This is a genomic window from Frankia sp. AiPa1 (assembly GCF_023243075.1).
GTDB lineage: Bacteria > Actinomycetota > Actinomycetes > Frankiales > Frankiaceae > Frankia.
Map to the genome: position 1 here is coordinate 93,059 of NZ_JALKFZ020000003.1, position 25,590 is coordinate 118,648.

16 protein-coding genes are annotated in these 25,590 nt (G+C 70.6%); 12 read left to right on the top strand and 4 right to left on the bottom strand.

Annotated elements, in window-relative coordinates; all coding sequences use genetic code 11:
* Position 1 precedes the first annotated feature (1 nt).
* Positions 2–370, bottom strand: coding sequence for a hypothetical protein (locus tag MXD95_RS02620; protein WP_250638882.1), 369 nt, complete (start codon positions 368–370; stop codon positions 2–4).
* Positions 371–919: 549 nt separating this feature from the next.
* Here MXD95_RS02620 and MXD95_RS02625 point away from each other — a divergent pair.
* The 5 genes from MXD95_RS02625 to MXD95_RS02645 all read left to right on the top strand — a co-directional run bounded on the left by MXD95_RS02625 (position 920) and on the right by MXD95_RS02645 (position 13,591).
* Entirely contained in the window at positions 920–1,615 is a 696-nt protein-coding gene (locus MXD95_RS02625) for a hypothetical protein (protein ID WP_250638976.1), read from the top strand.
* A gap of 119 nt (positions 1,616–1,734) precedes the next feature.
* On the top strand, positions 1,735–5,793 hold the full coding sequence (locus MXD95_RS02630) for a DUF6603 domain-containing protein (RefSeq protein ID WP_250638883.1): 4,059 nt from the start codon (positions 1,735–1,737) through the stop codon (positions 5,791–5,793).
* On the top strand, positions 5,790–8,201 hold the full coding sequence (locus MXD95_RS02635; RefSeq protein WP_250638884.1) for a hypothetical protein: 2,412 nt from the start codon (positions 5,790–5,792) through the stop codon (positions 8,199–8,201). The genes MXD95_RS02630 and MXD95_RS02635 overlap by 4 nt, the downstream gene beginning before the upstream one ends.
* A complete protein-coding gene (locus MXD95_RS02640) occupies positions 8,198–12,109 on the top strand; it encodes a CHAD domain-containing protein (protein WP_250638885.1) in 3,912 nt (1,303 codons plus the stop codon). The genes MXD95_RS02635 and MXD95_RS02640 overlap by 4 nt, the downstream gene beginning before the upstream one ends.
* Before the next feature lie 66 nt (positions 12,110–12,175).
* The gene (locus tag MXD95_RS02645; protein ID WP_250638886.1) at positions 12,176–13,591 is read left to right on the top strand and encodes a ricin-type beta-trefoil lectin domain protein; all 1,416 of its coding nucleotides are present in this window, start codon (positions 12,176–12,178) and stop codon (positions 13,589–13,591) included.
* A gap of 66 nt (positions 13,592–13,657) precedes the next feature.
* Here the strand turns inward: MXD95_RS02645 and MXD95_RS02650 are convergent, their stop codons facing one another.
* Entirely contained in the window at positions 13,658–14,245 is a 588-nt protein-coding gene (locus MXD95_RS02650; protein ID WP_250638887.1) for a potassium channel family protein, read from the bottom strand.
* 294 nt (positions 14,246–14,539) lie between these two features.
* Between MXD95_RS02650 and MXD95_RS02655 the strand changes: the two genes are divergently transcribed.
* Together MXD95_RS02655 and MXD95_RS02660 are read left to right on the top strand one after the other, a co-directional pair.
* Positions 14,540–15,421, top strand: coding sequence for an LLM class F420-dependent oxidoreductase (locus MXD95_RS02655; RefSeq protein WP_250638888.1), 882 nt, complete (start codon positions 14,540–14,542; stop codon positions 15,419–15,421).
* Between the two features lie 866 nt (positions 15,422–16,287).
* Positions 16,288–18,168, top strand: coding sequence for a serine/threonine protein kinase (locus MXD95_RS02660; protein WP_250638889.1), 1,881 nt, complete (start codon positions 16,288–16,290; stop codon positions 18,166–18,168).
* A 226-nt stretch (positions 18,169–18,394) separates the two neighbouring features.
* On the opposite strand, the gene MXD95_RS28375 is transcribed toward MXD95_RS02660, so the two are convergent.
* Complete coding sequence (locus tag MXD95_RS28375) at positions 18,395–18,517, bottom strand: hypothetical protein (RefSeq protein ID WP_285223492.1); 123 nt, start codon at positions 18,515–18,517, stop codon at positions 18,395–18,397.
* Here MXD95_RS28375 and MXD95_RS02665 point away from each other — a divergent pair.
* The 5 genes from MXD95_RS02665 to MXD95_RS02685 all read left to right on the top strand — a co-directional run bounded on the left by MXD95_RS02665 (position 18,507) and on the right by MXD95_RS02685 (position 22,524).
* Positions 18,507–19,349, top strand: coding sequence for a hypothetical protein (locus MXD95_RS02665; protein ID WP_250638890.1), 843 nt, complete (start codon positions 18,507–18,509; stop codon positions 19,347–19,349). The genes MXD95_RS28375 and MXD95_RS02665 overlap by 11 nt on opposite strands.
* A gap of 77 nt (positions 19,350–19,426) precedes the next feature.
* Positions 19,427–19,615 carry a hypothetical protein gene (locus MXD95_RS02670; protein ID WP_250638891.1) on the top strand — a complete coding sequence of 63 codons (189 nt, stop codon included), beginning with the start codon at positions 19,427–19,429 and terminating at the stop codon, positions 19,613–19,615.
* A 253-nt stretch (positions 19,616–19,868) separates the two neighbouring features.
* Positions 19,869–21,137 (top strand): glycosyltransferase, encoded by a 1,269-nt coding sequence (locus tag MXD95_RS02675; RefSeq protein ID WP_250638892.1) that lies wholly within the window; start codon positions 19,869–19,871, stop codon positions 21,135–21,137.
* Between the two features lie 259 nt (positions 21,138–21,396).
* Entirely contained in the window at positions 21,397–21,576 is a 180-nt protein-coding gene (locus MXD95_RS02680) for an SRPBCC family protein (protein WP_250638893.1), read from the top strand.
* A 177-nt stretch (positions 21,577–21,753) separates the two neighbouring features.
* Complete coding sequence (locus tag MXD95_RS02685; protein WP_250638894.1) at positions 21,754–22,524, top strand: enoyl-CoA hydratase/isomerase family protein; 771 nt, start codon at positions 21,754–21,756, stop codon at positions 22,522–22,524.
* Positions 22,525–22,646: 122 nt separating this feature from the next.
* Here the strand turns inward: MXD95_RS02685 and MXD95_RS02690 are convergent, their stop codons facing one another.
* Positions 22,647–25,499, bottom strand: a complete 2,853-nt coding sequence (locus tag MXD95_RS02690; protein ID WP_250638895.1) for an FAD-binding and (Fe-S)-binding domain-containing protein — start codon at positions 25,497–25,499, stop codon at positions 22,647–22,649.
* Positions 25,500–25,590 lie beyond the last annotated feature (91 nt).

Genomic DNA, 25,590 nt, shown 5'->3' on the forward strand with positions numbered 1-25,590 from the left:
ATTACGGCCTTTCCCAGGGGGCATCGTCGCCCATCTTCCGGTAGTACCTGGCCAGGTGGTTCCTCACCCGGGTGATGTCGCCCGCTGGCAGGTCGACGCCGCCGCGAGAGCCCTGCATCACAGCCGCCGCGGCCATCACCCCGCGAGGGACGACCGTCAGCTCGCCGTCGATGACATCGGCGATGAGCAGTTTGTAGCCGGTGAAATCGTCCTTTTTCTCCTGGTCGTACCAGACGTGTGCCTCGCGGTACTTGCTGTTGGGGGTGTCCTGGGCGTGGGCCCAGCGCCGGATCCGCTTCTCGGCCGCCGCGCCGTTCCACGCGCGTTCGCGGTCGGCCAGGGGAAGATCCTTGAAGGGCGTGACGGACATACCAGCCTCCTCGCGGTCCGTTCCGCAACGTTTCGACCCGGGCTGTTCCCCCGCCTGCCCTGACAACACCTGCCCGCGGGCGGTGTCGGGAGCGTCCCGCCTCCTCCGATGCCGCGTGGACGATGCTCGGTACGCGGCATCTGGCGGTCGCCCGCGCGTTCACCGACGCCGGCGTGGACCGGTTGGTCCTGATGAACGCCGGCCCGGACCCGGACGGCCTCCTCGACGTCCGCCGCACGAGGTTGGCCTCGCCGCTGCGGAGCGGTCGCCGAAGACCGGCACGGCCGGGCCTGGACGCCCCGGGATAACTTTGCGTGACTTTCCGCAAATGGCTCCCGTTCGGGGTGAGGGCTCCCTAATCTGTTATCGGACGGAGTTTCCGTCGAACGTCCGGGTGTGGTGTGCGCGCCCGTAGCGAACCCCTCTGCGTACAGCGGGAACTGTCGCCGTCCCGCCGTTTGCCTGGGAGCAGGCGCCGGGCGCCGGAGACGTGTGTCCCGTGTTTCATCCTGGCGGATCGCGGCTGTATGGGGAGACAACGTGGTGTCGATGCGATGCAACCTGAAGTTGGAGGGCGGCCGGAACAGGCCAGGTCACCTGTTCCACCTACTCAACGACGTCACGATCTCCGGCGGGCCGGAACCGAGCAGTCTCATGTACCACCACATAGTTCCCTACAGCAAGCTGAGGGATTTCTGGAACAAGCTTGTCGAGAACGGCGACCTGGCGAAGCGCGAATTTCTCCTTCCCCTCCGAAAAATGATCGCGGAGGGGACTTATGTGGACATTCTGCATCCCGGTGGAACGCTCGTCGATGCTGATGCTCAGCAAGTCGTGGACCTGGCCAGGGATATCTACGTAGGCACCGTCTCCCATTCCCCGACAGTCCGGTCACGTCCCCCTGGATGGGATAATCTCATGAGCGTCTATGCCTGGCTTCCCGGGAACCTCTTTGTGGGACCTGCGGCGCGCTGTGACGACCCCAAAGACAAGCTTGACGACGCATCCTTCCGTCTGCGGCGCGCCACGGACGTGCGCTGCACAAGGCTTTCTGAAGCCAATACGAGGATTCTGGGCTACCTGGACGGCGGGCCTGGCCGAAATTCGCCCTCACCTGCTTCGAAGGCGCTGGGCAAGGTGGTCGAGTGCGCGAGGTTCCAGGATTTCGACGACGCGGACTGGATATGGTTCCCCAACAAGAGCGGGCCGCAGGTCAAGGGGAAAGCGGCGAGCGGGCGGGGGTGACGCCGTCCGTCGTTCCCGGTGCGGCGGTGGACGCGTCCCGTGCCCGTCGGGAGGCGTCAGGACGCGGTTGTCGAACGTGCTCTACTACGTGAAAGGCCCTGATCCGAGAAAGGGATTCAGTGGATCTCGACGCCCTGAAAGCGCATCTCCTGAGCCTGGGTGATCCACCGACACTGCGGGCCGCGGACACCGAACTGCCCGCGCAGCTACGCGCCATGCTGGCCACCTTCCCGGACGGTGTCTGCCAGGCCGCAGCGGGCAGCGGGCGACCCGAGGTGGACGCCGGGCGCAGGACGCTCACGCTGACACTCACCTGGGCGTCGCCGGCCTGGCCCGTCGGCGCCGCCGCGACCCTGGCGGTGACGGGCGTGTCGGTGACCGTGACGAACCAGGGCCTGGTCACCCTCACCCTCGGCGGCACGTTCGACACGGTGCAGGTCGCGTCGACGGTCACCGCGGACGACCTCGGGCAGCTGACCGCCGCCGTGCGGCCGGTGCGCCCAGGCGCTTTCGCCGCGCAGCTGGAGAAGCTCGGCAGGCGCCTCGGCGGTGACACCGGCTGGCAGGAGGCGAAGGACGGGCTGCACGCGTTCGCCTTCGACCCCGCGGATATCGCCGGCATTGATTACCGCCTCATCGAGAAAGCGGCTGCCGAACCGGTCGCCTATGAGGTGGACGCCATGGCGATCGTGGCCTCGCTCACCATCAGGGCGCTGCCGCTCGATATCGGCGTGTGGTTTCCCCATCTGGCCCTCACCGGCACGTTGACGGATGCACGACCGATCCCGGTCCGGTCGTTGCTGGAGTCGTTCGGCATACCCGGGGGTGAGGTGCCCGAGGCCCTGGCCGTCAGCGAGCTGTCGTTCGCCGCCGTCCTCGGGGACGAGTACCTCCTGCGGATGACGGCCACGGGTGACTGGCCGATCGGCGGTCCCCTCGCGATCAGATCTCTGTCTCTCTACGTCTATTACGCTGCCGCCGCGGGATTCACGGCCCGGGTCGGGGGCACGGTGTCGATCGGCTCCGCGCTGAGTATCGCCATCTCGGCCGGGAAGGTCGGCGGCGCGCAGGGCGGCTGGGCCTTCAGCGGCGGCCTCACGGCAGGCGAGACCCTCGGCATGGCGGAGGTGATCGACGCACTGGGGCTGATCGACGTGCCCGGACCGGTCAGATCCCTCGAACTCACCACCCTGACGCTTTCGTACACCACCGGTTCGGCCGCCCTCGACTTCGTCTGCGAGGGAGACCTGACCATCGCGGACGGGGTCAGGGCCACGCTCCGGGTGACGGTGACCCACGACGGCTCGACCACGCGGTACGGCGGAATGCTCGACGTCAACGGCTTCGACTTCGAGGTCGACTTCGACGAGGAGAAATCCGGCGCCGACATCCTCGTCGCCACGTATCACGGTGCCGCGGAGGGCACCGAGATCGTTCTGCGGGACTGGGTCGCGCATTTCTCCGCGGACCTTGCGGCAGACGTTCCCGACAGCCTGCGGATCGGGCTGAAGGACGCCAAGTTCGTGCGGGTGAAACCCGCGGGCGGTCCGGCCCGGTTCTGCGTCGGTGTCGACCTCTCGGCGGGTTTCGACCTTTCCCAGCTTCCGCTCGTCGGCGGGTTCCTGTCGACGTTCGGAACGGTGAGTGTGGAGAACCTTCAGGTCCTCTACAGCTCCGGAGTCTTCGACGCCCAGACGGTCGCATCGGTCAACCGGCTGCTCGGGCCGGCGAAGGTGGTGGCCCTTCCACCGGCGGGGTTGGCGGCGGGTGTCGCCGCGCTGGCCGAGCTGCGGATCGGGAAGGAGACCACATCGGTCGCTCTCGGCGTGCCACCCTCGAGCACCGGCGGCGGCGAACTCTCCGGCACCTCCGGCACCCCGAGCACGTCCAGTACCCCGAGTACGTCCAGTACCCCCGATCCGTCCAATGCGCCCGACACCTCCGGGACGGGTGCCTCCAGCGTCCACTGGGTGTCGGTGCAGAAGCAGCTCGGCATCGTCCACCTCGACCGGGTAGGGGTGCAGTACCAGCACAATGTGCTGCTGTTCGCGCTGGACGCGTCGGTCGCCCTCGGCCCGCTGGCCCTCTCGCTCGACGGTCTGGCGGTCGGCTCCCGGCTGGACAGGTTCGCGCCGACGTTCCGCCTCGACGGCCTCGGGATCGGTTACAGCGCCGCCCCGGTGGAGATCTCCGGCGCGCTGCTGCACCTGCCCGACGACCAGCTTCCCGACACGGTGGCGTTCCAGTACGACGGCACGGCCACGGTCGGCCTGCAGAGCTTCTCGCTGGCGGGTCTCGGTTCGTACGCGCAGCTCAAGGATGGCGCGCCGTCGCTGTTCGTCTTCGCCCAGCTGGAGGCTCCGCTGGGCGGGCCGCCGCCGGTGCTGGTCACCGGGCTGATGGCCGGGTTCGGCTTCAACCGGGAGCTGACCCTGCCGAGCCCCCGGGAGGTCTCCGGCTTCCCGCTGCTGAGCCTGCACAAGCAGGGCCCCGACTCCGGGCACAAGCCCTCCCACGTGCTCGACGTCCTGGAAGGGCGTGAGCCGGCGGTGGCCGGCAGCCAGCCGCGGCGGTGGATCGCCCCCCGCGAAGGCTCGTACTGGCTGGCCCTCGGGGTGGAGTTCACCGTGGCCGAGGTGGTGAACGCCAAGGTGCTGCTGGCCGCGGAGATCGGCGCGGAGCTGGCGCTGGCCGTGCTGGGCCTCGCGACGATCCAACTGCCGCTGCCCACCGAGTCCGCCAGCACCACCTACGTCTACGCGGAGCTGGGCGTGGAGGCCGTCATCCGGCCCATCCAGGGCAGCGTCGAGATCGCCGCTCAGCTATCCCCAGCCTCGTACGTGCTGACGCCCGCCTGCCACCTCACCGGCGGGTTCGCCGCCGCGACCTGGTTCGGGCCCAACCCCCACGCCGGGCAGTTCGTGGTCACCCTCGGCGGCTACCACCCCGCGTTCAAGCGACCTTCCTACTATCCCGACGCGCCACGGCTGGGGATCGACTGGGCGGTCAGCGGCAACGTCTCGATCAAGGCCCAGGCGTATCTGGCCGTCACACCGTCGTGCGCGATGGCGGGCGCGCGGCTCGAGGTCCTCTTCCACGAGGGCCCCATCCGGGCCTGGTTCACGGCGCAGGCCGACGTGCTGCTGTCCTGGCGGCCGTTCTCCTTCGACGCGCGCATCTCGGTGAGCATCGGCGCGTCGGGCAGCATCAACCTGGGGATCCTGCACGTCACGCTCAGCGGTTCGGTCGGGGCCACCCTGCACCTGTGGGGGCCGCCGACCGGCGGTGCGGTCACCGCGCACTTCCCCCTCATCGACGTCACCGTCAGCTTCGGCGGCTCCCGCGGGGGAGCCGAGGCCGAGGCACTGGGGTGGGACGTGTTCGCCAGCATGCTCCCGAAGCCGGCGGACGTCGTCACCATCGCGCCGGTCTCCGGCGTCGACAACGCCACGGAGGACCCAGGCGCGGGCGGCGCGGGCGGCAGCGTGGGAGGCAAGGTGTGGCAGGCACGTGCCCGGGACCTGCGCCTGTTCACCCAGTCCGCCGTGCCGGCCAGCCATCTGCGCACGGGTGACGCGCCCCTGGCCTCGGCCGATCCCGGGGACGGTCCCCTGGTCGACGTGCGCCCCATGGATCGCACCGGCCTGGTCGGTGAGCACCGGCTGCGACTCTTCTACGCGGATCGGACCGCGTCGACGGACGGCTGGACGTTCACCGCCCGCACCCGGGGCCTGCCCGCGTCACTGTGGGGTGCCCCACCGACCCCGTTCAGCCACACACCGTCCGGACCCAGCGCCGAGGTGCTGCCGGACCGGCCGGTCGGCTTCGACGTCCAGGCGCCCCGGCCGGAGCTTGCCGCCTCACGCGGGGTTTTCCCGCTCAGCGAGTACAGCGCGGACGAGCTGCCGCCCGGCCTGTCGCCGCTGCCCCGTGAGCCGGCCGCCAACCGCGACCACGTCGGTGCGCCCGACCCGTCCTGCGTGGACCTTCTCGGGCGCCTCGACCGCGGCGACGCGAGGAGCGGGCGCGACGCGATGTACGCCGCCCTGACCGACGCCAAGCTGCTCGCCGACCTCGACGACAGCGCCCTGGCGGGCCTCGCGGCGGGCGCGGCCCACTTCTACAGCCAGGCACCCATGATCCAGAGCACCGTCCAGGACGCGGGGAGCAGTGGATGAGCCCGAGCCCGCAACACCCCGCCCGCGACACGATCCCCCTGGGGGACATCGAGCTGCACGACCACTATCTGCCCGCCCTGGCCGCCGGCGACTACCGGATCGAGGTCACCCACACCCTGCGCGGCGGGGCGCAGGGCGGCGCGTCGGTCGTCGGTGGGCCGTTCACGGCCGTCCAGAGGTTCACCGTCCGTGGCCCGCAGGTGCGGATCGACGCCGACGCGGTGGTCGCCGTGCAGCCTCCCGACGCCTCGAGCGGCAGGTTCGCGGAGGTCCTGCCGCATGTGGTGCTCGGCGACCCCATGCTGGCCTGGGAACGCCCCCTGACCGGGGCGTCGCGCGACACCCCGTGGCTGGCACTGCTGGTGCTCACAGACTCCCAGCTCATCGGCGGCACCACCGCCCCGACCCGCACCATCTCCGCCACCGTGGCGGACTTCCTGGCCGACGACCCCGCCGTGCTCAAGCCCGCGCTGACCGTGGAGTCCGACGTCGGCCTCGGTGACGGTTGCGTGTACATCCAGGTCGCGGCGGCCGAGTTCCAGGCGGTGGCGCCTCGGTTGGACGAGCTGCGCTTCCTCGCCCACTGCCGCGGTGCCAACACCGGGGACCGGCCCATCCTGGGCCTGCAGGAGGACGGGCTGTTCTCCGTCATCGTCGCCAACCGCTTCCCGGCCGCCGCCCCACCCGCCCCACCCGCCCCATCCGGCACCGACCCCGGGACGGGCACGAAGAACATCGTGCATCTCGTCTCCCTGGAGGGCCATGAGCGGATCCTCGTGGGCGCGCCGGACTTCCGGGGCCGCTCCTCGGTGGCGCTGCTGTCCCTGTGCAGCTGGTCGTTCCAGGCCCAGCCCGACCGCGACGCGGACTTCGCCGACCTCGCCGAGGGACTCACCCGCACGCCGTCCGGCACCCGGGCCGGGCGCGACGAGATGTGGCTGCGACTGCCCGTCCCCTCGCAGGCCACCGACACCGCCGCCCGGCGGCAGGTGGCCCGCCGGCTCGGCGACGGATACCTGCCATTGCCCTACCTGACCCGTTCGGGCGAGGCCACCTATGGCTGGTACCGAGGGCCGCTCACCCCCGTGCTGCCCGCGGTCACCGACACCGCGGCGCGGGCCACCACCGCCGACGCGCTCATCGCCTACGACCCGGCCTGGGGCAGCTTCGACCTGTCGCTGGCCGCCGCGTTCGAGACCGGCCGGGCCCTCGCCCTCGCCGACGCCCCCTTCGCCCAGCACCTGCTCGCGCTCAAGCACGCCGCCCGGAACCTGGTGGACACCCTGCACCACCAGGCCACCAGCACCCACCTGCAGCAGGTCGAGCAGGGCGGCGGGCGCACCCGGCCGGGGACGGCACGCGCGGCGTTCGGCGCGCTGCTCGACGGCCATCTGCTCACCGCCCTCGGCGCACCACCGGGCCGGCCGAGCGCCGCGTGGTCCCCGCCGGCACCTGCCGCGCCGTCCGCCGACCCGGCCGGCGGGCTCGAGGCCGTACTGCGATCCGACGCCACCCGGGTCGCCCTCGCCACGGCGATGAATGACGACGATGGCCTCGGGGATCTCCTCACCCCGGTCGCGGACTGGCTCGGGCGGCTCCTGCTGCTCCACCCCGTGCCGTTCACCCACCTGGTGCCCGACGAACGGATGCTGCCGCGCGAGTCGTCGCGTTTCTTCCACCTCGACCCCAGCTGGCTCGACGCCCTGGTCTCCGGTGCCCTCAGCATCGGCGCGCAGTCCAGTCGGGACACCCGCCAGGACCAGATCGTCGCCGCCACCATCCGGGCCGCGGCGGCGCGGAAGGCGGCAGGGTACCGCGCGACGCAGCGTGCCCCCTCGCCGCAGGACCCCTCGCCGCAGGACCCCGCGGCTGAGGACGCCGGGCCTGGGGACGACGTCGTTTTCGGGCCGGTCGCCGGTCTGCTGCTGCGTTCGGCGCTCGTCTCCGGCTGGCCGAACCTGGCCGTCCGCGCCAGCGACGCGGCGGGTGCGCCGCTGCCGATCCTGCGGATGGACCACCTCTCGCCCACCGTGCTGCTGTGCCTGTTCGACGGCCTGCCCGCGGCCGTCGAGCTGAGGGAGCCCCAGGAGGGCTTCCGGTTTGGCGTCGAAGACCACGGCCTGATCCCGCTGCGAAACCTGCTGGCCCGGCCGCACACAGGTGGGGGCGACCGCCCGCTCGGCGAGCAGATCGGCCCCGACGTCACCTTCCCCGTCCTGGACCATCTCCGGGCCGGTGCCGGCGGCCGGATCCTGGATCTCGGCTCGCTCATCCCCGCGCTGACGGCGGCGCTGGACGCCGCGCACGGTACCGCCGTCGGCCCCCTCGGCCCCGCCGACCTGGCCCTGCAGATGGTCAAGGTCCCCGAGGCCATCCGCTTCACCGGCCCGAACGGAGACCCAGGTTGACCACCAGCCCCGCGCTCGTCGTCCCCGTGGACCTCGACGTCCTCGTGGTCAACCGGGCCCTCCAGGGCCGCGACGCCTTCCGCAGCTGGCAGCACACCTACCTGGCGCTGGATGACTACCTGAGCCCGGAGCCGGACGGGGGGGACCGCCAGAGCAACGACCCGGTGCACAGCCACACCGGCGTCCACCTGCACTGGACCCTGCCCCGGGGGCTGCGCCACGGCGTGCAGGACCCGGCCACCGGTGAGATCCGCTACCCGCTGGTGCCCAACCGCTGGCTGGTGATCCGCGTCAGCGGTACCGGCACCCGCCTTGCCCGAGCGTGGGTGATCGAAAGCGACTGTCCGTACAGCCCGCGGGCGCAGGACGACGGGCACGACCTGGCGCGCTCCAGCCCCTACCTGGTCGACGCCACCATCCTGCGGGCCTGGCAGGCCAGCCCGGACCCCTACCGCAACACCATGGACCCCGACGTCGGGCAGGTCCAGATCGGTCTGGCCTTCGGGCACACCGACACCCCATGGACGGAACGCTCCGGCCGGGACCCCCTGTTCCTCACCGCCATGGCCAGCGGGGACCCGTACTTCACCACCTACACCCCGCACAACACCAACGTCTTCTCCTTCCTCGACGACCTCTCCGATCTCACGTCCGCCACCACCCTCGGCTACCGGGTCATCGGCTGGTACTCCGATCCGGCCGCCGACGTCCTCGCTTCCCGCCCGCCCGGCGCCTCCTATGCCGACCAGCTCGCGCACCTCGGCTGGCAGGATCCCCGCCTGACCGGCGAGGCCGATCACGACGGCGCGGTCAGCCCGGTCACCCGCAGCCTGTACGCCGGTACCGCCCTGACCATCGGCTGGGATCCCGCCGCGAGCGCCGCGCCCGTCCCGGACCCGCTGGACACGATCCAGGACAACGGCGCGCTGAGCATCGCTCTGGGCAACACCACCGAGGACGCCTTCACCGCCCTCGCCGGCCAGGCGCTGCACGCGACCGGCGCCGCGCCGACCGCCGCCGACGTGGCGCTGCTGCGCGCGTTCCTGCACGACCTGCTCACCGTCGCCGAGGAGAAGGGCGGCGACGAGCGGGTACGCCGGCAGGTCCACGACGCCTCGTTCGCCGCGTCGGCCGGCGGCCATCGCTGGACGGTCACCCCGCCCCCCGCCGACCCCTCGTCCGCCGACCCCTCGTCCGGCGGCAGCCCGTCCGCTGGCAGTGCGTCCGCCGAGGCCGCGGCGCCGCGGCCGTTCGTTCCGCCGGCCTGGCTGGCCACGCTCAACGACGATCAGCGTCAGCTCGACGAGCGGCTCGGCGAGCTGCGGGACCTCCAGTGGCGGCTCAACGCCCTGTGGCTGAAGAACGGGATCGCGGGGGCGTCGATGTTCCCGCCCGACGACGTCCCCGACCAGGACCTGATGGTGCGGGAGCTCGACGCCGAGCAGGAGGGATCCCTCGCCCACACGCTGCGTCTGCGCACCGCCCAGGTGCGGGAACTGGCCGCGAAGGTCCCCCAGCCCGACCACACCCAGCCCCACGCCAACGCCCATGACGCTTTCCTCGCCGGGGTCGGGGCCTTCGCCGCGGCGAAGGGGCTGGGCGGGGGCGCCGAGCTCAAGGCCGTCCCGCGCCCCCCATACGCGCAGAGCAACAACCCCGTGGTGAGCCTGTCGGGAATACTGCCCCCGGCGGACGCGACCGTTCCCGATCAGCCCCTACCCGTGCGACCACTCACCGCCGACGGCGCCGCGCTGATCAGTGCCGTCACGGTCGCGGGCACGACGATCACCGCGGTACCCGGCCGCGGACCGGTGCCCGCCGTCGCGGGTCTCGATGCCTTCCCGCCCGAGGTACCCGGGCTGTTCGCGGAGTACTTCCTGCTCGATCCCGGCAACGCCGCGGCGCTGGCCGCCGCCGCCGGACTGCCCTCGGAGCAGGTCGCTGCCGTCCTGGGCGCCCATCCACCCGCCGCCTACATTGGCACCCTCCCAGGGCTGGGTCTCGAAGCCTGGACCCAGCCCTGGGAGCCGCTGTTCATGGAGTGGAAGATCTCCTACCGGCACATCCCCCACACCGTGGGCGGGCGGCGCTGCTGGACCTTCGACGGCACCGACTACCGCTTCACCCCGCAGGGCCTCGACATCCCCCTGGACCGGGTCACCGTCACGGGCGTCTGCGCGCTCGGCCCGCACCCCCGGAGCCTGTTCGCCGCCAGGCTGAAGGAGTACATCGCCCAGCACGGCACCGACGACCAGCGTGACCAGCTCGACGTCTGGCTCGCCGCGATCGGCGACTGGGGACTGCTCGCCCAGGAACTCACCGGCTTCAACGATCGCCTGGCCGCCCGCGACCTGCGCGCCTTTCGCCGCCCTACGACCGACGACGCCGACTTTCCCGACGTCGCCGGCCTCGTCGGCTACCCGGACGCCGCCACCGAGGACGGCCTGCCCGCGCGTTACCGCGGCCGGGTCAGCACCGTCCCATACCTGCCCGGCAGCGCCAGCGCCCCCTTCCACGAGACCCGGCAGGGGCAGATCTGCGTCGAGGAGCTCTTCCTCTACGACAAGTTCGGCCGAGTCCTGGACGTCGTGAGCGCCGACACCCAGAGCGGTGGCCTGCACGACTACCGCAACTTCCCGCTCACCGTCGACACCGCCCTCGCCGCCCGGACCTCGCTGACGCCCACGATCGCCTCCGTCGCCCAGCTACCCCCGCGCCCCCTGCAACCCGCCCGGCTCGACTTCGACCTCCTGGACGCCCAGACGGGTACGCGCATCGTCGGCACCGCGGCCGACCCCAGCCCCATCCGAGGCTGGATCCTGCCCAACCATCTCGACCACAGCCTGCTGCTCTATGACCCGGCGGGGCTTCTGCTCGGCACCTTCCGGCTGCTCACCGGAGCCGACGGCCGGCGCACCGGCCAGTGGGAGCCTCCGCCCGGCAGCGCCCTGTCCACCCCGGACCAGCTCGCCGCCCACGCCCCCGAGATCGCCGCCCTCATCGGTTCCCCGAAGCTCGCCGCGGAGGCGAACGTCACGGCCTTCCTCGACGTCATCGACTCCACCCTGTGGACCACCGACCCGCTCGGCCGGCGCGCCGACCAGAACCTGTCCCTCCTGCTCGGGCGCCCGCTGGCCCTCGTCCGTGCGCAGCTCCGGCTGACCCTCGAGGCACCCCCCATCCGCGACACCGGATGGGCCGCCACCCTCGACCCGCCGCCGCCGGCCTTCACCAGCGATCAGTTCGAGATCCGCCTCGGCGACGTGGCCGCCCGCGACGACGGCCTCATCGGCTACTACACCACCGACCCGCACGGGGCCTATGACTACGACCGTTTCCACAGCGTCACCGCCCCCGATGACCAGCAGGACTACACCACCCAGATCGGGCCGCCCGGCGCCGCGTCCGCCGGAGCAGCGCCTGCCGGAACTGTGTCTGCTGGCAGCTACGTCTCGCTGACGTTCGGTGACCCGGCGCCCACTCGGCTGCTCCTGCTCCTCGATCCTCGTGCCCCCGTCCACGCCACCAGCGGCATCACCCCCACCGCCACCGTGACCGTCCCGCCTCAGCACACCGACGACGCGCTGCGCCACCTGCAGGCGCTCTTCCGTTTCGGTCCCGTCCTCACCACCGAACACGCTTCGAACAGCCCGCCCGGCTCTGACCCGGACCCCGACCCGGACCCCGGCTCTGACCCAGGCCCCGACCCCGGTTCCGGTTCCGGGATCCTCGCCTTCCCTCGGCCGGCCGAGAGGAACGGCTCGTGGTCCTGGCTGCGTCCGGCGCCCGGTGAGGCGCCCTGGGTGCCGTACGCGCTGGTCCCGGCACCGCTGGAGGCGCGGTTCCCGGACAGCACCGTTCTTCTCGAAGATGGCCTGCTTCGCTTCCTCACCGATCCGGAGCAGTAGCAACGCCCCTTCCCCGACGCACGTCAGCCGCCGCCGCATGCCACGGCATTCCAGGAGGATTTCGCCATGCCCGAAAACCCTCTGTTCGACTACCGCCCCGCCACCAACCCGTCACCACTCGAAGCGGGCGGTGACCCCGAGAAGGGAACGAAGGCCAGCATCAACATCTCTGTTCTCCATGGCGCTCAGACCATCTACGCCGACCGGATCGCGGTCTCCGTACCGGTCAACACGCAGAGCGGCACCGCGTACTTCACCGAGAATCCGCGCATCGCGGTGAACAACGACAAGTGGAAGCCGGTGTCGCTGGCGGAGGACGCCGGGCAGGAACTCATCCTGGCCGGAGCCGATCACCATGTGCTCACCTTCCACAACGCCAGCCCCAAGGACCCGGTCACCTACCCCCTGGTCTTCAGTATCAGCGGCCTGATCGCCACCGCCACCGGTGACCCGCTCGTCGTGCAGGTCGTCGAATCCTCCAACACGAAACCGCAAGGATTCACCCGCAAGAATCCGAGGACCCTGACCATGCCTGTCATCGAGCCCATCTTCTACCTGCGCAACTTTCTGTCCCGCGGTCCGGACCGGCCGACCGTCCCCAAGACGAGGATCAACGCCGGCGATCCCCTCCAGCTCTCCTGGGAGAGCAACGGCACCTACTACTGGCTGTATGACGGCAGCGGGAACGAGACCCCGCTGTACGAGGGAACCGGCACCTCGTGGTCCGTCCCGTCGGGCTCGATCCGCAACGACACCACCTTCGTGGTGAAGGCGTCCGCCGCCGACGGCGCGCAGGAAACCCCGGACGGCTTCGAATCGGTCGAGCTCTATTCCAGCCTCACCATCACCGTCAACAACCCCACCCTGACCGGACTGACCGTCTCCGGCCCGATCACCGCCGAGTCCGAGCTCGACCTGTACGGCTCGCTGTTCGCCCACGACGACGTGACGGTCTGGGGGGAGCTGACGGTCGAGGGCACTCTTGCCGCCCAGGCCCAGCTGAACGTGGACGGGCTGCTCAGCGCCAACGGCGACCTGACGGTCGGGTCCAAGCTGACCACCGAGGGCATCAACGGCGCACGGTTCGGCGAGGACATCGATGTCGGCGACAAGATGAGTACCTACGGTCACAACGGCCTGAGGGTGCTGCGCGATCTTTCGGTCAACGGAAGCATCGGCGGATTCGGCGGCGCCGAATTCGTCGAGGACAACGGAACATTCGTGCGTATCCGTGAGCTGCGGGGGCCCTCCGGCGAGAGTCTGGCCATCAACAGCACCGTCAGGATCCTCGAGGACTGCGGCCTGTCCGTCGCCGGTCACGAGGTGATCCGCCACGGCGACTCCGTCGGCCTGTGGAACGACGACAAGGGAGCCTGGCTCTACGCACCCGTCTACAACTACGACTCCGACCGCAAGTACGCGTTCCTCTGGAACCCGGGCGACCGCGTCGGCGGCTCCAGTTGGTGGGTCTCCCGCGACTGAATCGCCCCGTCGTGTCCGGAGGCGTATACGGCGGGTTGGCCCGCCTTCCGCTGCCGCGGGAGGGCCTCACCGCCGTCGGGTCTCCGCTGAGGCAGGGGACGCCGGCGGCGTGGTCCTGCGCCGTTTCCCGTGCTCGACCGCGCTGAAGACCGCGCGGATGAGCAGACCCAGCACGAGCAGGTCGGCCAGCATCTGCACCATCGTGACGATCCGCGCGGATTCGGATTTCGGCGCTATGTCACCGAATCCGACCGTTGCGAAGACGGCGACGGTGAAGTACAGCGCGTCGGTGCGGCTCATCGGCTCGGTGAAGGTCCCCGCGTCCGCCCGACTCATCAGAAAATACGTGCTCGCGAACAGGATCAGGAACAGGGGGATGGACAACGCAAGTGCCTCGATGGCCCGGATCGCGGGATACTGCGACCGCAGGATCGAGCGCAGCTGCCAGCCGGCGAGCACCGTGAAGGCCAGTAGCCCAGCAACCAGCAGCAGGATCGCTGCCGGATCCAACGCCCCCCGCAGCGGCAACAGGTAGTAAAGCAGCACGAGCACCGTGATGTTCACCCCGGCCCGCCGCACCGCATGCCATATCAGCCGCCGCCGGGTGGCCGGATCTGCTGGCTGGGAACGCTCCCCCGACGGGTTACAGGACACATGACTGTTCATAACTCTGATGCTGGCTCCAGCCTGGCCGGCGCGCCCGCGGCGGGGCACGCCGACGACGGGGCTGACCGGAGATACCGGTTCCCGATTCTCGTGGAACGCGAACAGGCGTACTGGGATGGTTCGGCTGTTGATCTCGATGCTGGCGGAATGGGACGAGCGCGATCATGCCGCCAGGCGGATTGTGCAGTAGCGGGTGGCCGTACGGGCGAGGCGGGCGTCGGAGGCGACGAGAGGGATGGCGCGGACGGGGCCGACGCCGTCCGCTCGTGACAGGGTGTGGGTATGCAGATCGGCGCTGTGTACCCGCAGATTGAGCTTGGCGGAGATCCGGATGCCGTCCGGCGGATCGGGCGGGCGGTCGAGGACCTGGGATTCGACCACCTGCTCGCCTACGATCATGTTCTTGGTGCGGTCCATGCCGACCGGACACCGCCGCTGACCGGTCCCTACACCGAGCGCGACCCGTTCCACGACCCGTTCGTGATGTTCGCGCATCTGGCTGGCATCACCGAGCGGATCCAGTTCGTGACCGGCATCGTGATCCTTCCCCAGCGGCAGACCGTGCTCCTGGCCCGGCAGGCGGCCGACGTCGATCTCCTCTCCGGTGGGCGGCTGCGCCTCGGGGTGGGGATCGGCTGGAATCACGTCGAGTACGAGGCCCTCGGCCAGGACTTTCGGACCCGCGGCGCCCGGCAGGAGGAACAGATCGGGCTTCTGCGCCGGCTGTTCACCGAGCCGGTCGTCGACTTCTCCGGCCGCTTCGACCGGATCGACCGGGCCGCGCTCATCCCGAAGCCGACCCGGTCCATCCCGATCTGGCTGGGCGGCTGGGGCGAAGCGGCCTTTGGCCGGGCGGTCAGGCTCGGGGACGGTTTCCTCTTCTCCGGCGGCCGAGGTATCGAGCCTGCTCTCGATGGCTGGGCCGGGTTGCGCAAGCGCCTGGATGATTCCGGTCGGCCGGTCGAGGGCTTTGGCGCGGAGTACGTCGTGACCGCCAAGGGCGACCTCGACGGCGTCGTGGCGGAGGTCGACGCCTGGCGGGCGGCGGGCGGCACACACGTCTCGGTGGCCACGATGGGCCGCGGCCTGGACTCGGCTGACGGCCACATCGACTTCCTGGCCGCGGTCGCGGCCGCCCTGCGCCTGGGCGCCGCCGACCGATAGCGCGCCGGCCGCCTCGGCACGGCGGAGCAGAGCGGCGGCGATCAGGTCGCAGACCCGTCCGAACAGCGGCAGCAGGCTGGAGGTCGGCAACAGGCAGGCGGTGACCACCCACTGAAGACTGCCGGTGCTGGCGACGTGAAGGTCACGGCCGATCTCGGGCAGCGCTACGTGACGACCGAGAAATCCAGTGCGATCAGGAATGTCCCGCCGCACAGAGCCACCAGGGCCAGCCAGCCGCGTAGGCCGATTCTGTTTTGACCGTCGATGCCCACGGATTCCCCGACCGGGCAATTTCGCGCGGCCAGTGCGCCGCGACCGCGGTGACAGCCGGGCGGTGTTTACCGGGCGGCCGGCCGGGTGGTGTCCGTGCGATCGTGGTGTGGGGTACGGGTGAGGGTGGCTAGCGGGTGCAGGGCGACGTTGGCCGGGGTGCCGGGTTGGGCGTTGTAGACCGCCACGAGCGGACGCCTGGCGGCGTCGTCACCCGGCAGAGTCTCGCGACCCGGCACAATTCTGGGTGATGCGGCCGCTGCCGACGGTGGATCGCGAGATCGGGGAGAGTCGCCTGGTTGGGTTGCCGTGGTCGCTTCCTTCGTCGGATCGTGGACGATTCCTGGCGGATGGCGCGGAATCTCCTGACGGGTCGGCCGCACTGTCCTGTCCGGGCTCTGTCGGACACCGCACGGCGACTTTGCCGGCTGTTGGGCTATGGCGAAGGTCTCTCGTTTTCCGTACAGGCGCGCACGGCGACTCTCGCAGGCGGAACAGGGAGAATCGGAACAGGGAGAATCGGTCGCACTCGCCAGGACACGACGTCCGCCCCCAGCGGTCGGGCCCGATGAGGTGGAACGGTAACGGTGGAACCGGTGACGAACGTCAGCATGGACGTCGGCGACGCGATCGCGGACGTCGGCGACGCGACGGAGCGCGATGCGCTCGACCAGCCTGGCGTGCCGCTGCGCGCGTCGGACCCGGTGGTGATCGGTGACTTCCGGGTTCTGCGCCGCCTCGGTGAGGGCGGCATGGGCACGGTCTACCTGGGAGAATCGCCGTTCGGCCAGCCCGTCGCCATCAAGGTCATTCATCCGGAATCCGCGGCTGTTCCGGAGTTCCGGGAACGTTTTCGCCGGGAGATGACGCACGCCCGGCAGGTCGCCGGATTCTGCACCGCCGAGGTGCTGGACGTCTGTCCGGACGCGGAGCTTCCCTACCTGGTGACCGAGTTCGTTCCCGGTCCGACCCTCCGGACGGCGGTGACGGCCGGCGGCCCGCTGTTGCCCGCCGATCTGGAGCGACTTGGTATCGGGATGGCGTCGGCCTTGACGGCGATCCACGCCGCCGGTATCGCCCACCATGACCTCACCCCGTCGAACATCCTGCTGCCTCCCGCCGGGCCGAGGGTGATCGATTTCGGTATCGCGAACGCTCTCGGCACGATCACGCCGGTCGACGAGGACGTCGCCCTGATCGGCACGCCCGGTTACATGGCGCCGGAACAGTTCGGCACCGGGCGGATCGGCTCGGCGGCGGACGTGTTCGCCTGGGCGGCGGTGATGGTCTTCGCGGCGACCGGCCGCCCGCCCTTCGGAGATGGCGCGCCGGACGCGGTGCTGCACCGGACCCTGCACGAGGAGCCCGACCTGTCCGCGCTGCCAGCCGGGATGGTCGACCTGGTCCGCCGCTCGTTCCAGAAGGATCCGGACAGCCGTCCCAGCGCGGGTGAGATCCTGCTGGGCCTGCTCGGCGAGACGGGGGACGACTCCGCGCCCGCTGTTGCCCGCGCCCTCGACGGCTGGCGCGCACCGACCGGTGGGCCTGCTACCGCAGCAGAGCCCGATGCGGTGGCTGCGACCGTGGCCGAACCCGAACCCGAACCCGAACCTGAACCCGTGGCCGAACCCGTGGCCGAACCCGAATCCGTGGTCGTGGTTGAGCCCAATGCTGAGGCGCAAGCCGGGCCCGCTGCTGGGGCCGCGGCCGAGACGTCGGCACACCGGGTAGCTCGTCGCACCAGGCCGGCGGCCGACGGGCGCAGTGGTCGTCGCAGACGGGCAGCGGTCCTTGCCGGGGCCGCCGCCCTGCTGGCTCTGGTCGCCACTGCGGTCCCGGTCGCCCTGGGCGCCGACCGAGCGCCGAGCTCCCCGTTGAACTCCATCGGAGCTGAGGCCGCCTGGCAGCCCGTCGTCCCGTCGCAGCCGTCGCATCAGCCGAATGGGAACGGCGGCACGCCGGGCACCGGCGACCGTGCCGAACCCGCCCGCAAGGGTCTCGTCACGTCTGAGGACATCGCGCCGCCAAGCGGCGTGCCAGCGGACAACGGGGCGGTGGACGTCAACGGATCGCCGGATGAGGCGGTAGCGGTGGCGGCCGAGCCCACGAACCGGACCTACCCACGTCAGGCAGGGACAACTCGTCCGGCAGGGACTACTGCCTCCCGGCCGCGCGCCGTGGCCCCGAATCCCGCGACAACCAGCCCGGCGCCACAGGCGGCTGCCTCGCCGGCGCCGCGATCTGTGCCGCCGCCCTCGCCCTCGCGAACAACCGTCCCATCGTCGCGACGATCCGTCCCGCGACCATCCGAAACCTCGGCGAAGGCTGACCCGTACGGATCGTCGCGGTCCCGGCGAGGACGCCAGGATCGAGCCCCGTTCGGCTGGCGCGACATCGACGCCAGCTACGCCTGGTACGAACAGCAGGTCCTACTCGCGAGGAATGCTTTCGGCGCCGCGCGCTCTCACTCTCAGTGAGAATTTCGGCCGATGCTCATGCATGACGTGTCCATGCCGAGACCTACGGTGAATTTGAGACCTTAGGTCTGATCCACCATCGACGAAGCCACGTGTCCGATATACCAGCCAAGTGGGTCAGTCGCGAAGTGTGACACCGCATGGACTGCATGCTCTTCTCGGAAGCAGCCGGTGGTCGGCACTGCTGGAGCACGGCGCCCGGCACGTGTTTGCGCCGAAGCGTTCACTACTTCGTCAGGGCGATCAGGGGACGCATCTGCTCCTCCTCACGCAGGGTCGGGTCAAGGTCATCGTCGGTATGCTCGGGCATGCCACGTTGGGTGCTGGTCTTCGCCGGTATGGCTCTCACGGCGATCCTGTACAGCCGGTATGGCGCCAGGAATCGTGCTGACCTGGACCAGCAGCCAGAATTTCCTCCTGACCCGCATCTGCCGGACAACGGAGATTTCCCCGCGCCTTTCCTTCCGGCTGTCTCTGAGCGACTTGAACGCTATGATGACCTTCTGCCCAGTGCGGAGCCGGGCTTCTCTTTTCTATTCTCTTACACTGTGCGCTGGCGCATTCCCGCCGACTCGTCGGCCGAACCAGGCGAAGGCTTCGTCCGCGACCTGGTACGCCGACGCGTGGCTGATACCGCCAAAAAGATCACGGTCGGCGACCCCGCTCTGGTGGCTGAGCTCGTCACGAAGAGGCTGCGGGACGGTGTCTCGATCGACGCCACCGACTCGGAAGCGCCCGAGGTGCGGGTGGAGGACGTGGACGTGCGGGTCGACGGGGATACCGTCGAGCGGTGGCGAAGCCTGGCCGAGTGGAGGCGAGAGGTCGATCTGGCGAGCGCCAAATATGATCATCTTGACCGTAGAGTGTGGACGAGTCCTCGTGACGCCCTCCTGTGGCACCTCGCGCAGCAGCCCGATCTCGACAAGGCTGTCGGAGCGATAGACCCGGTCCGCCGCCTGCTGCTCGCATTCGCCGGGCGCGAGGACTCCGTCGAAGCCGGAGAGCATCAGGGTGCCGCGCACTCGGATGTCCCACTGTCGGTGCAAATGATCAAGCAGGCATTTCCAGATGATCATCATATGGAAAGACTGTTCGCGATGAAGTTCGCCCGTCTTCTTGAGGGTAACGATAGGCCAGCCATGGCCAAGGAGGTCAAGGACGTGTTCGCGATAGTCGACTGACCCGGGCGACGTGATCGGCATCTCCGGCAGGGGGGAGGTACGGCCGGGTTCCTCCGGCCGGCCGGACGGGGCTGGTGGTGAGCGGGCACCCCGACGCTGTGCTGGCGTCGGTCGTCGACCCGCCGGCCCCTGCTGTCGCCTTCGTGGCCGATCTGGATGTGCTCGCCGGGCGGGGGCAGCCGTATGCGCTGGCCAGCCGGATCTTTGCCGCAGAAGGTATCTTTTCGCCCGAGCGTATCGATCCGGGTCTGCGCGGATCCGACTGATCGGGTTCGTCCCTGAGCCAGACGGTGCGCCCAGGGCTGATCGGGCCTGGGTGTCGGGCGTCCGGCCCGGCAAGGTCGCCGGGCAGAACGGGCGGACGCGGCTGTAGTTCCCGGGAACGACTGTTCCCAGGAGCGGGTCCGTCCGTAGAAACGGAGCTGCCCCAGGAAGGACTTTGCCCCAGCAGAGTCTCCCCGATCTGTCCGACCGGTCGCTGGACTGTGCTCGTCCTACTACCCGAGGAAAGGTTGTTCAGTGCGAGTCGCGATCTTCGTGATGGGTACGCGAGGCGACGCTCAACCCGCGGCGATACTTGGGTCCGAACTGGTCCGGCGCGGTCACAAGGTAACCCTCGGTCTGCCTGGTGACCTGGTCGAATTCGGCCTGAAGTTGGGAGTGGACGCGGCGTCGATCGGTGTTGGTGGTCGCGAGTTCATGGGTTCCGACGAGGTGCAGCAATGGCTCGCCTCGGGTGAGCTGAGAAAGGTTATCGCCGGGTACAGCCAGTACAAGCGCGAAAAGGCGCAGACGATCGCCGATGCCATGGCGGAGATCTCCGACGGTGCCGATCTCGTCGTGTCCGGCGTGACCATCGAGGACGAGGCCGCCTGTGTCGCGGACTGGCGGGGGGTGCCGATGGCAAGCCTGCATCATGTGCCCTTGCGGGCCAACGGCGCTTTCCCGTTCTTCATCGCCACCACCACCCGCCGACTACCTCGGGCCATCAACTACCTGATGTACCCCGCGGTCGACTTCGCCGGCTGGCGCGCCTTCGCCGGCGATGTCAACCGGCTACGTGCCCGGATGGGCCTGGCGCCGACCCGGGAATCCACGCCACGCCGGCTGGCCCGGGCCGGCGCGACCGAGATACAGGCCTACAGCAGGTTTCTGGTGCCGGAGCTGGCCGACTGGGGTCCGCGCCTTCCCCTGGTCGGCTTCCTCACCCTGTCGTCCGAGCAGCGCCAGCAGCTCGGCGAGCACCAGCTCGATCCCGAGCTCGACGAGTGGCTGGCGGACGGTGAGCCACCCGCGTACTTCGGGTTCGGGAGCATGCCGGTCCAGAACCCGCCCCGGATCCTCGAGTTGATCAGGGCGGTGGCCCGCCGGCTGGGGCTGCGCGCGCTGGTCAGCGCGGGATGGGCCGACATCCCGATCGGAACCAGCGCGGACCGGCAGGTCTGCGTCGTGGGCGATCTCGACCACGACGCGGTGCTGCCCCGTTGCCGCATCGCCGTGCACCACGGCGGCGCCGGCACCACAGCGGCATCCGTCGGAGCCGGGCTGCCGACCGTCGTGTGCTCGGTCATGGGCGACCAGCCTTTCTGGGGCGCCCGGCTCGAAAGCCTCGGAATCGGCGCCACCCTGCGCTTCTCCGACCTCAGCGAGCCGGCCCTCGTGCGGGCCGCCGAGGATCTCCTGTCCGCCGCACCACGGGAACGTGCGTCGCGGCTCGCCACCCAGATGAAATCGGAGAACGCGGCTGGCCGCGCCGCCGACGTCCTCGAGCGGGTGCACCAGGGCTGATTCCGGCGCGGCTGGATTCCTGCTCATTCTGGGCACCGCTCCACATGATGGGCCAAGCATTCCCCGAATGCCGTATCAGGGAGCTGGAAATGGACCACGGCGAACTCATGGATCTCACCCGGCGCGCGCTCAAGATAGCCACGGGCCGATCAACCGATATGGTGCCGAACGGGCTGGATGTCGGGGACCATCTGGGTGATCTGGGCTCAGAGCCTGCCTCGTAGGGATCGGCGACTGATCGTCGGTGGTGGGGGGGCGGGTGCTCGACCGACCGATCAGCTGGAAGCTCGCTCTCGACACGTGCTGTGAGAGCTACCACTTCTCTGCCCTGCATCATGGCACCTTCGGGCAGCTTGCCCTGACGAATTGCGCACTTTTTGCCGCGTTCGGCCCGTGCCGCCGGCTTGTCATCCTCGACGTGAGAACAGGACGAGGCTGATAGTCGTCAGCCCGCACTGCGCGGGGAGACGGCGAACCGGCCCGACCTGTCGGCGGATCGATCGTTACGGGGGTCCCACCCGTCCTGGCTCGCGGGCCCACGCCGTCGCGTGGTGAGAAGGTCGGTGTACCGACCTGACGCACAGGTGGCCGCGTGGATCTGTGGGAGACGAGCGAGATGACCGAGAACGTGGTGACCAGCGAGCGGATCGACGACGTCGTGGTGCTCGAGATTCACAAGCCGCCGGCCAACTTCTTCGACCAGCAGGTCATCGGTCGGCTCGCGGATCTCGGGCAGCGCGCCGCGGCCGGCGGTGCGCGGGCCCTGGTGATCTGCAGCGAGGGCAGGCACTTCTGCGCCGGCGCCGACTTCGGCAGCGGTCCCATGGCCAAGGACCCGGCGGTGACGGCCAAGGCCATCTACGGCGAGGCGGTGCGGCTGTTCGAGGTGCCGCTGCCGATCGTGGCCGCCGTGCAGGGCAGCGCGGTCGGCGGTGGACTCGGCCTCGCGCTCGCCGCCGACTTCCGAATCGCCGCGCCGACCACCCGGTTCCGGGGGAACTTCTCCGCGCTCGGCATTCACCAGGGCTTCGGGATCAGCGTGACGCTGCCTCGCGTCGTCGGTCACCAGGCGGCCGCCCGGATGCTGCTGACCTCCCGGACGGTCACCGGCGAACAGGCCCTCGCACTGGGGCTCGCCGACGAGCTCGTCCCCGGTGTGGACGAGCTGCGTCCGGCGGCGCTCGCGCTGGCAGGAGAGCTCGCGAGCCAGGCCCCGCTCGCGGTCCACTCGATCCGCACCACCCTGCGCCGAGGCCTGGTCGACGAGATCCGCGAGATTCTTCGCCACGAACTCGGCGAACAGACCCGCCTCTGGGCAACAGCGGACTCTGACGAGGGCATCAGCGCTAGCCTCGGGCGGCGCCCACCGGTCTTCGTCGGCCGCTGAGGCTCGGGCCCGGCTCGTCCGCGGATGTCAGGGACGTGGCGAGGGCGGAGAGTGGGTGGTCTCGACCGCGGCGGGCAAACTACCAGAAAATCGCCATCATCCCGCAGCTGGGGGTGCCGTGGTCAGCAGGCCCGGGAGAGCAACTCGGCCAGGTGGACGGCGGAGCGGTCGCGCAGGTCAGCGATCTGGGTGCGGCAGGAGAACCCGTCCGCGAGCACGATGGCGTCCGGGGCGGCGTCCAGGGCCGGCAGCAGATGCTGGCGCGCGACGTTCACCGACACCTCGTAGTGCCCGATCTCGACGCCGAAGTTGCCGGCGAGTCCGCAGCAGCCGGGAAGCGTCGTGACGGTCGCGCCGGTGCGTTCAAGCAGAGCCTTGTCCGCCGCCCAGCCGAGCACCGCATGGTGGTGGCAGTGGGGCTGAGCCACAATGGTGGTGCCCGTCAGATCGGGCGGCGTCCAGTGCTCGGTGCTGCTCAGCAACTCGGCCAGGGTACGCGTGGCGTCTGCCACGAGACGCGCGTCCTGCGCCTGGTCGGTGCCGCCAAGCAGTTCGACGGCGTCGGAGCGCAGCACCGCGGTGCAGGACGGTTCGATGCCGACGACACCGATGCCCTCGCGGACGGCTGCGGCGAGCTCGGCGACCGTCCGGCCGAGGATGCGTCGAGCCGCGTCCAGTTGGCCGGTGGTGATCCAGGTGAGACCGCAGCAGGTACCCGACGTCGGCAGCCGAGGCTCGTAGCCCGCCGCGCGCAACACGCGGACGGTCGCCGCTGCGGCGGCAGGGGAGAACGACTCGGAGAAGGAGTCGACGAACAGCAGTACCGGCGTCCGGGCAGCGGCCTGCCCCGCAGCCGGTCCGGGCTTCTCGGCCCCCCCGGTCTGCGCCTCCCACCAGCGGCGGAACGGGGTCGGTGCGAAGGGGGGAATCGAGCGCCGCCGGTCCACCCCGGCGAGGGAGAGCCCGACCGCCCGTAGGCCAGGGGCGTTCGCCAGCAGGTTCGCGAGCCGCGGGGCCCGGCTGGCGAGCCGCGCCCACCGTGGTAGCTGGCCGAGGCTGTAGTGGGAGCGCGGCCGCGGCCGGTGCCGGTAGCGCTGGTGCAGCGCCTCGGACTTGTAGGTCGCCATGTCGACGCCGGTCGGGCAGTCGGCGGCGCAGCCCTTGCAGGACAGGCACAGGTCGAGGACGTCGAGCACCGCGGGGGCACGCCAGTCCAGGTCGCCGCGCACGACGTCCTGCAGCACCCGGGCCCGGCCGCGGGTCGAGTCCTTCTCCTCGCGGGTGGCGAGGTACGACGGGCACATCACGCCACCAGCACCCGAGTTGTCCGCGCGGCAGCGGCCCACCCCGGTGCAGCGGTGCAGCGCCTGGGCGAGATCACCGCCGTCGTGCGGGTAGGCGAACGCGAGGTCCCGGCGGTAGGTCACCCCGCTCATCCGCACATCGGCGTCGAAGGGATCCGGGTCGACGAGCACCCCGGGGTTGAGCCGGTTCGCCGGGTCGAAGGCGTGCTTGACCTCGCCGAACAGCGCGATGGCGTCGGCGGAGTACATCCGGGCGAGCAGCTCGCCGCGGGCCCGGCCGTCCCCGTGCTCGCCCGAGATCGATCCGCCGAACTCCGCCACCAGCCCGGCGGCCGCCGTCAGGAACCGGCGCAGCACCGTCAGGCCGTCCGGGCGGTCGAGCGGAAAGTCGAGGCGCACGTGCATGCAGCCATCGCCGAAATGGCCGTACGGCGCGGACGTCATCCCGTACTCGGCCACCAGCTCGTCGAAGCGTGCGAGGTAGTCCCCGAGGCGGGCCGGCGGCACCGCGGCGTCCTCAAGACCGGGCCAGGCCGGTCGCCCCGAGGGTGCCCGGCCGGCGAGGCCCGCGCCGTCCTCGCGGATCCGCCACAGGCGGGCCTGCTCAGCCGCGTCCGTGACGATGCGGGTCTCGGTCCCGAGATCGGCGCCGGCGAGCGCGGTGGCCCGGTCCAGCACCTCGACCCGGTCGTCGCCGGCGATCTCCACGAACAGCCAGGCGCCGCCGCGCGGCAACGGCGGGATCGCGCCGTCGCCGCGTCGCGAGCGCAGGACGTCAATCAGCCGCTGGTCCATCCCCTCGCAGGCCGTCGGCCCGAACGTCACGACCGTCGGGGCCGCGTGCCCGGCGCGCACGATGTCCTCGAAGCCGATCGCCACCAGGACCCGGTGCGCGGGGTCCCGCACGAGGCGCACGGTGGCCTGGGTGAGGATGCCGAGCGTGCCCTCGGACCCGACGAGCGCCTGCCCCACATCGAACCGTTCGGGTAGCAGATGCTGGACGGCGTACCCGCTCACCTGGCGGCCGAAGGTGTCGAACTCGGTGCGCGCCGCGGCGAGATGACGCCCGGCGGCGGCGCGCAGCTCGGCCAGTAGGCGCTCGGGGCCCAGGACGGTCGGGGAACCTGACGTGTCGTAGCCGGTGCGCAGCGTGTCGCCGGACGCCAGCAGGTGGGTCATAGCGACCACGTTGTCGCTGGTCCGTCCGTAGCTCAGCGCGCGGCTGCCGCACGCGTTGTTGCCGATCATCCCGCCGATCGTGCACCGGGAGTGGCTGGAGGGGTCGGGGCCGAACCGCAGACCGAGCGGCAGCACGACCTTCTGCAGATCCGCGTGCACGGTGCCAGGCTCGACCACCGCGGTGCGGGTGTCGGCGTCCACCTCGAGCACCCGGTTCAGGTACCGGCTGAAGTCGAGCACCACCCCCCGGCCGATCGCGTTGCCCGCGATGGAGGTGCCGCCGCCGCGGGCGGTGAAGCCCACCCCGTGCTCGGTGGCGAGCTCGAAGGCCCGCGCCACGTCGTCGACATGGCGGGGACGCACGACGGCCAGCGGCGGGACCCGGTAGAGCGAGGCGTCGGTGGCGTACATCGCCACCGTCCCGCGATCGTCGTGAACCTCCAGGCCCGCTGCCCGCATCGCCCCGGCAAGATCGGTACGTTCGACTCTCACAGGTCCCATCTTCGCTGGTGGTCGCGGGGTATCCGCCGTGCCGCCCAGCGGCGGACCCCGCGGCGATGGGAGCGGGACAACGGAGGTGACG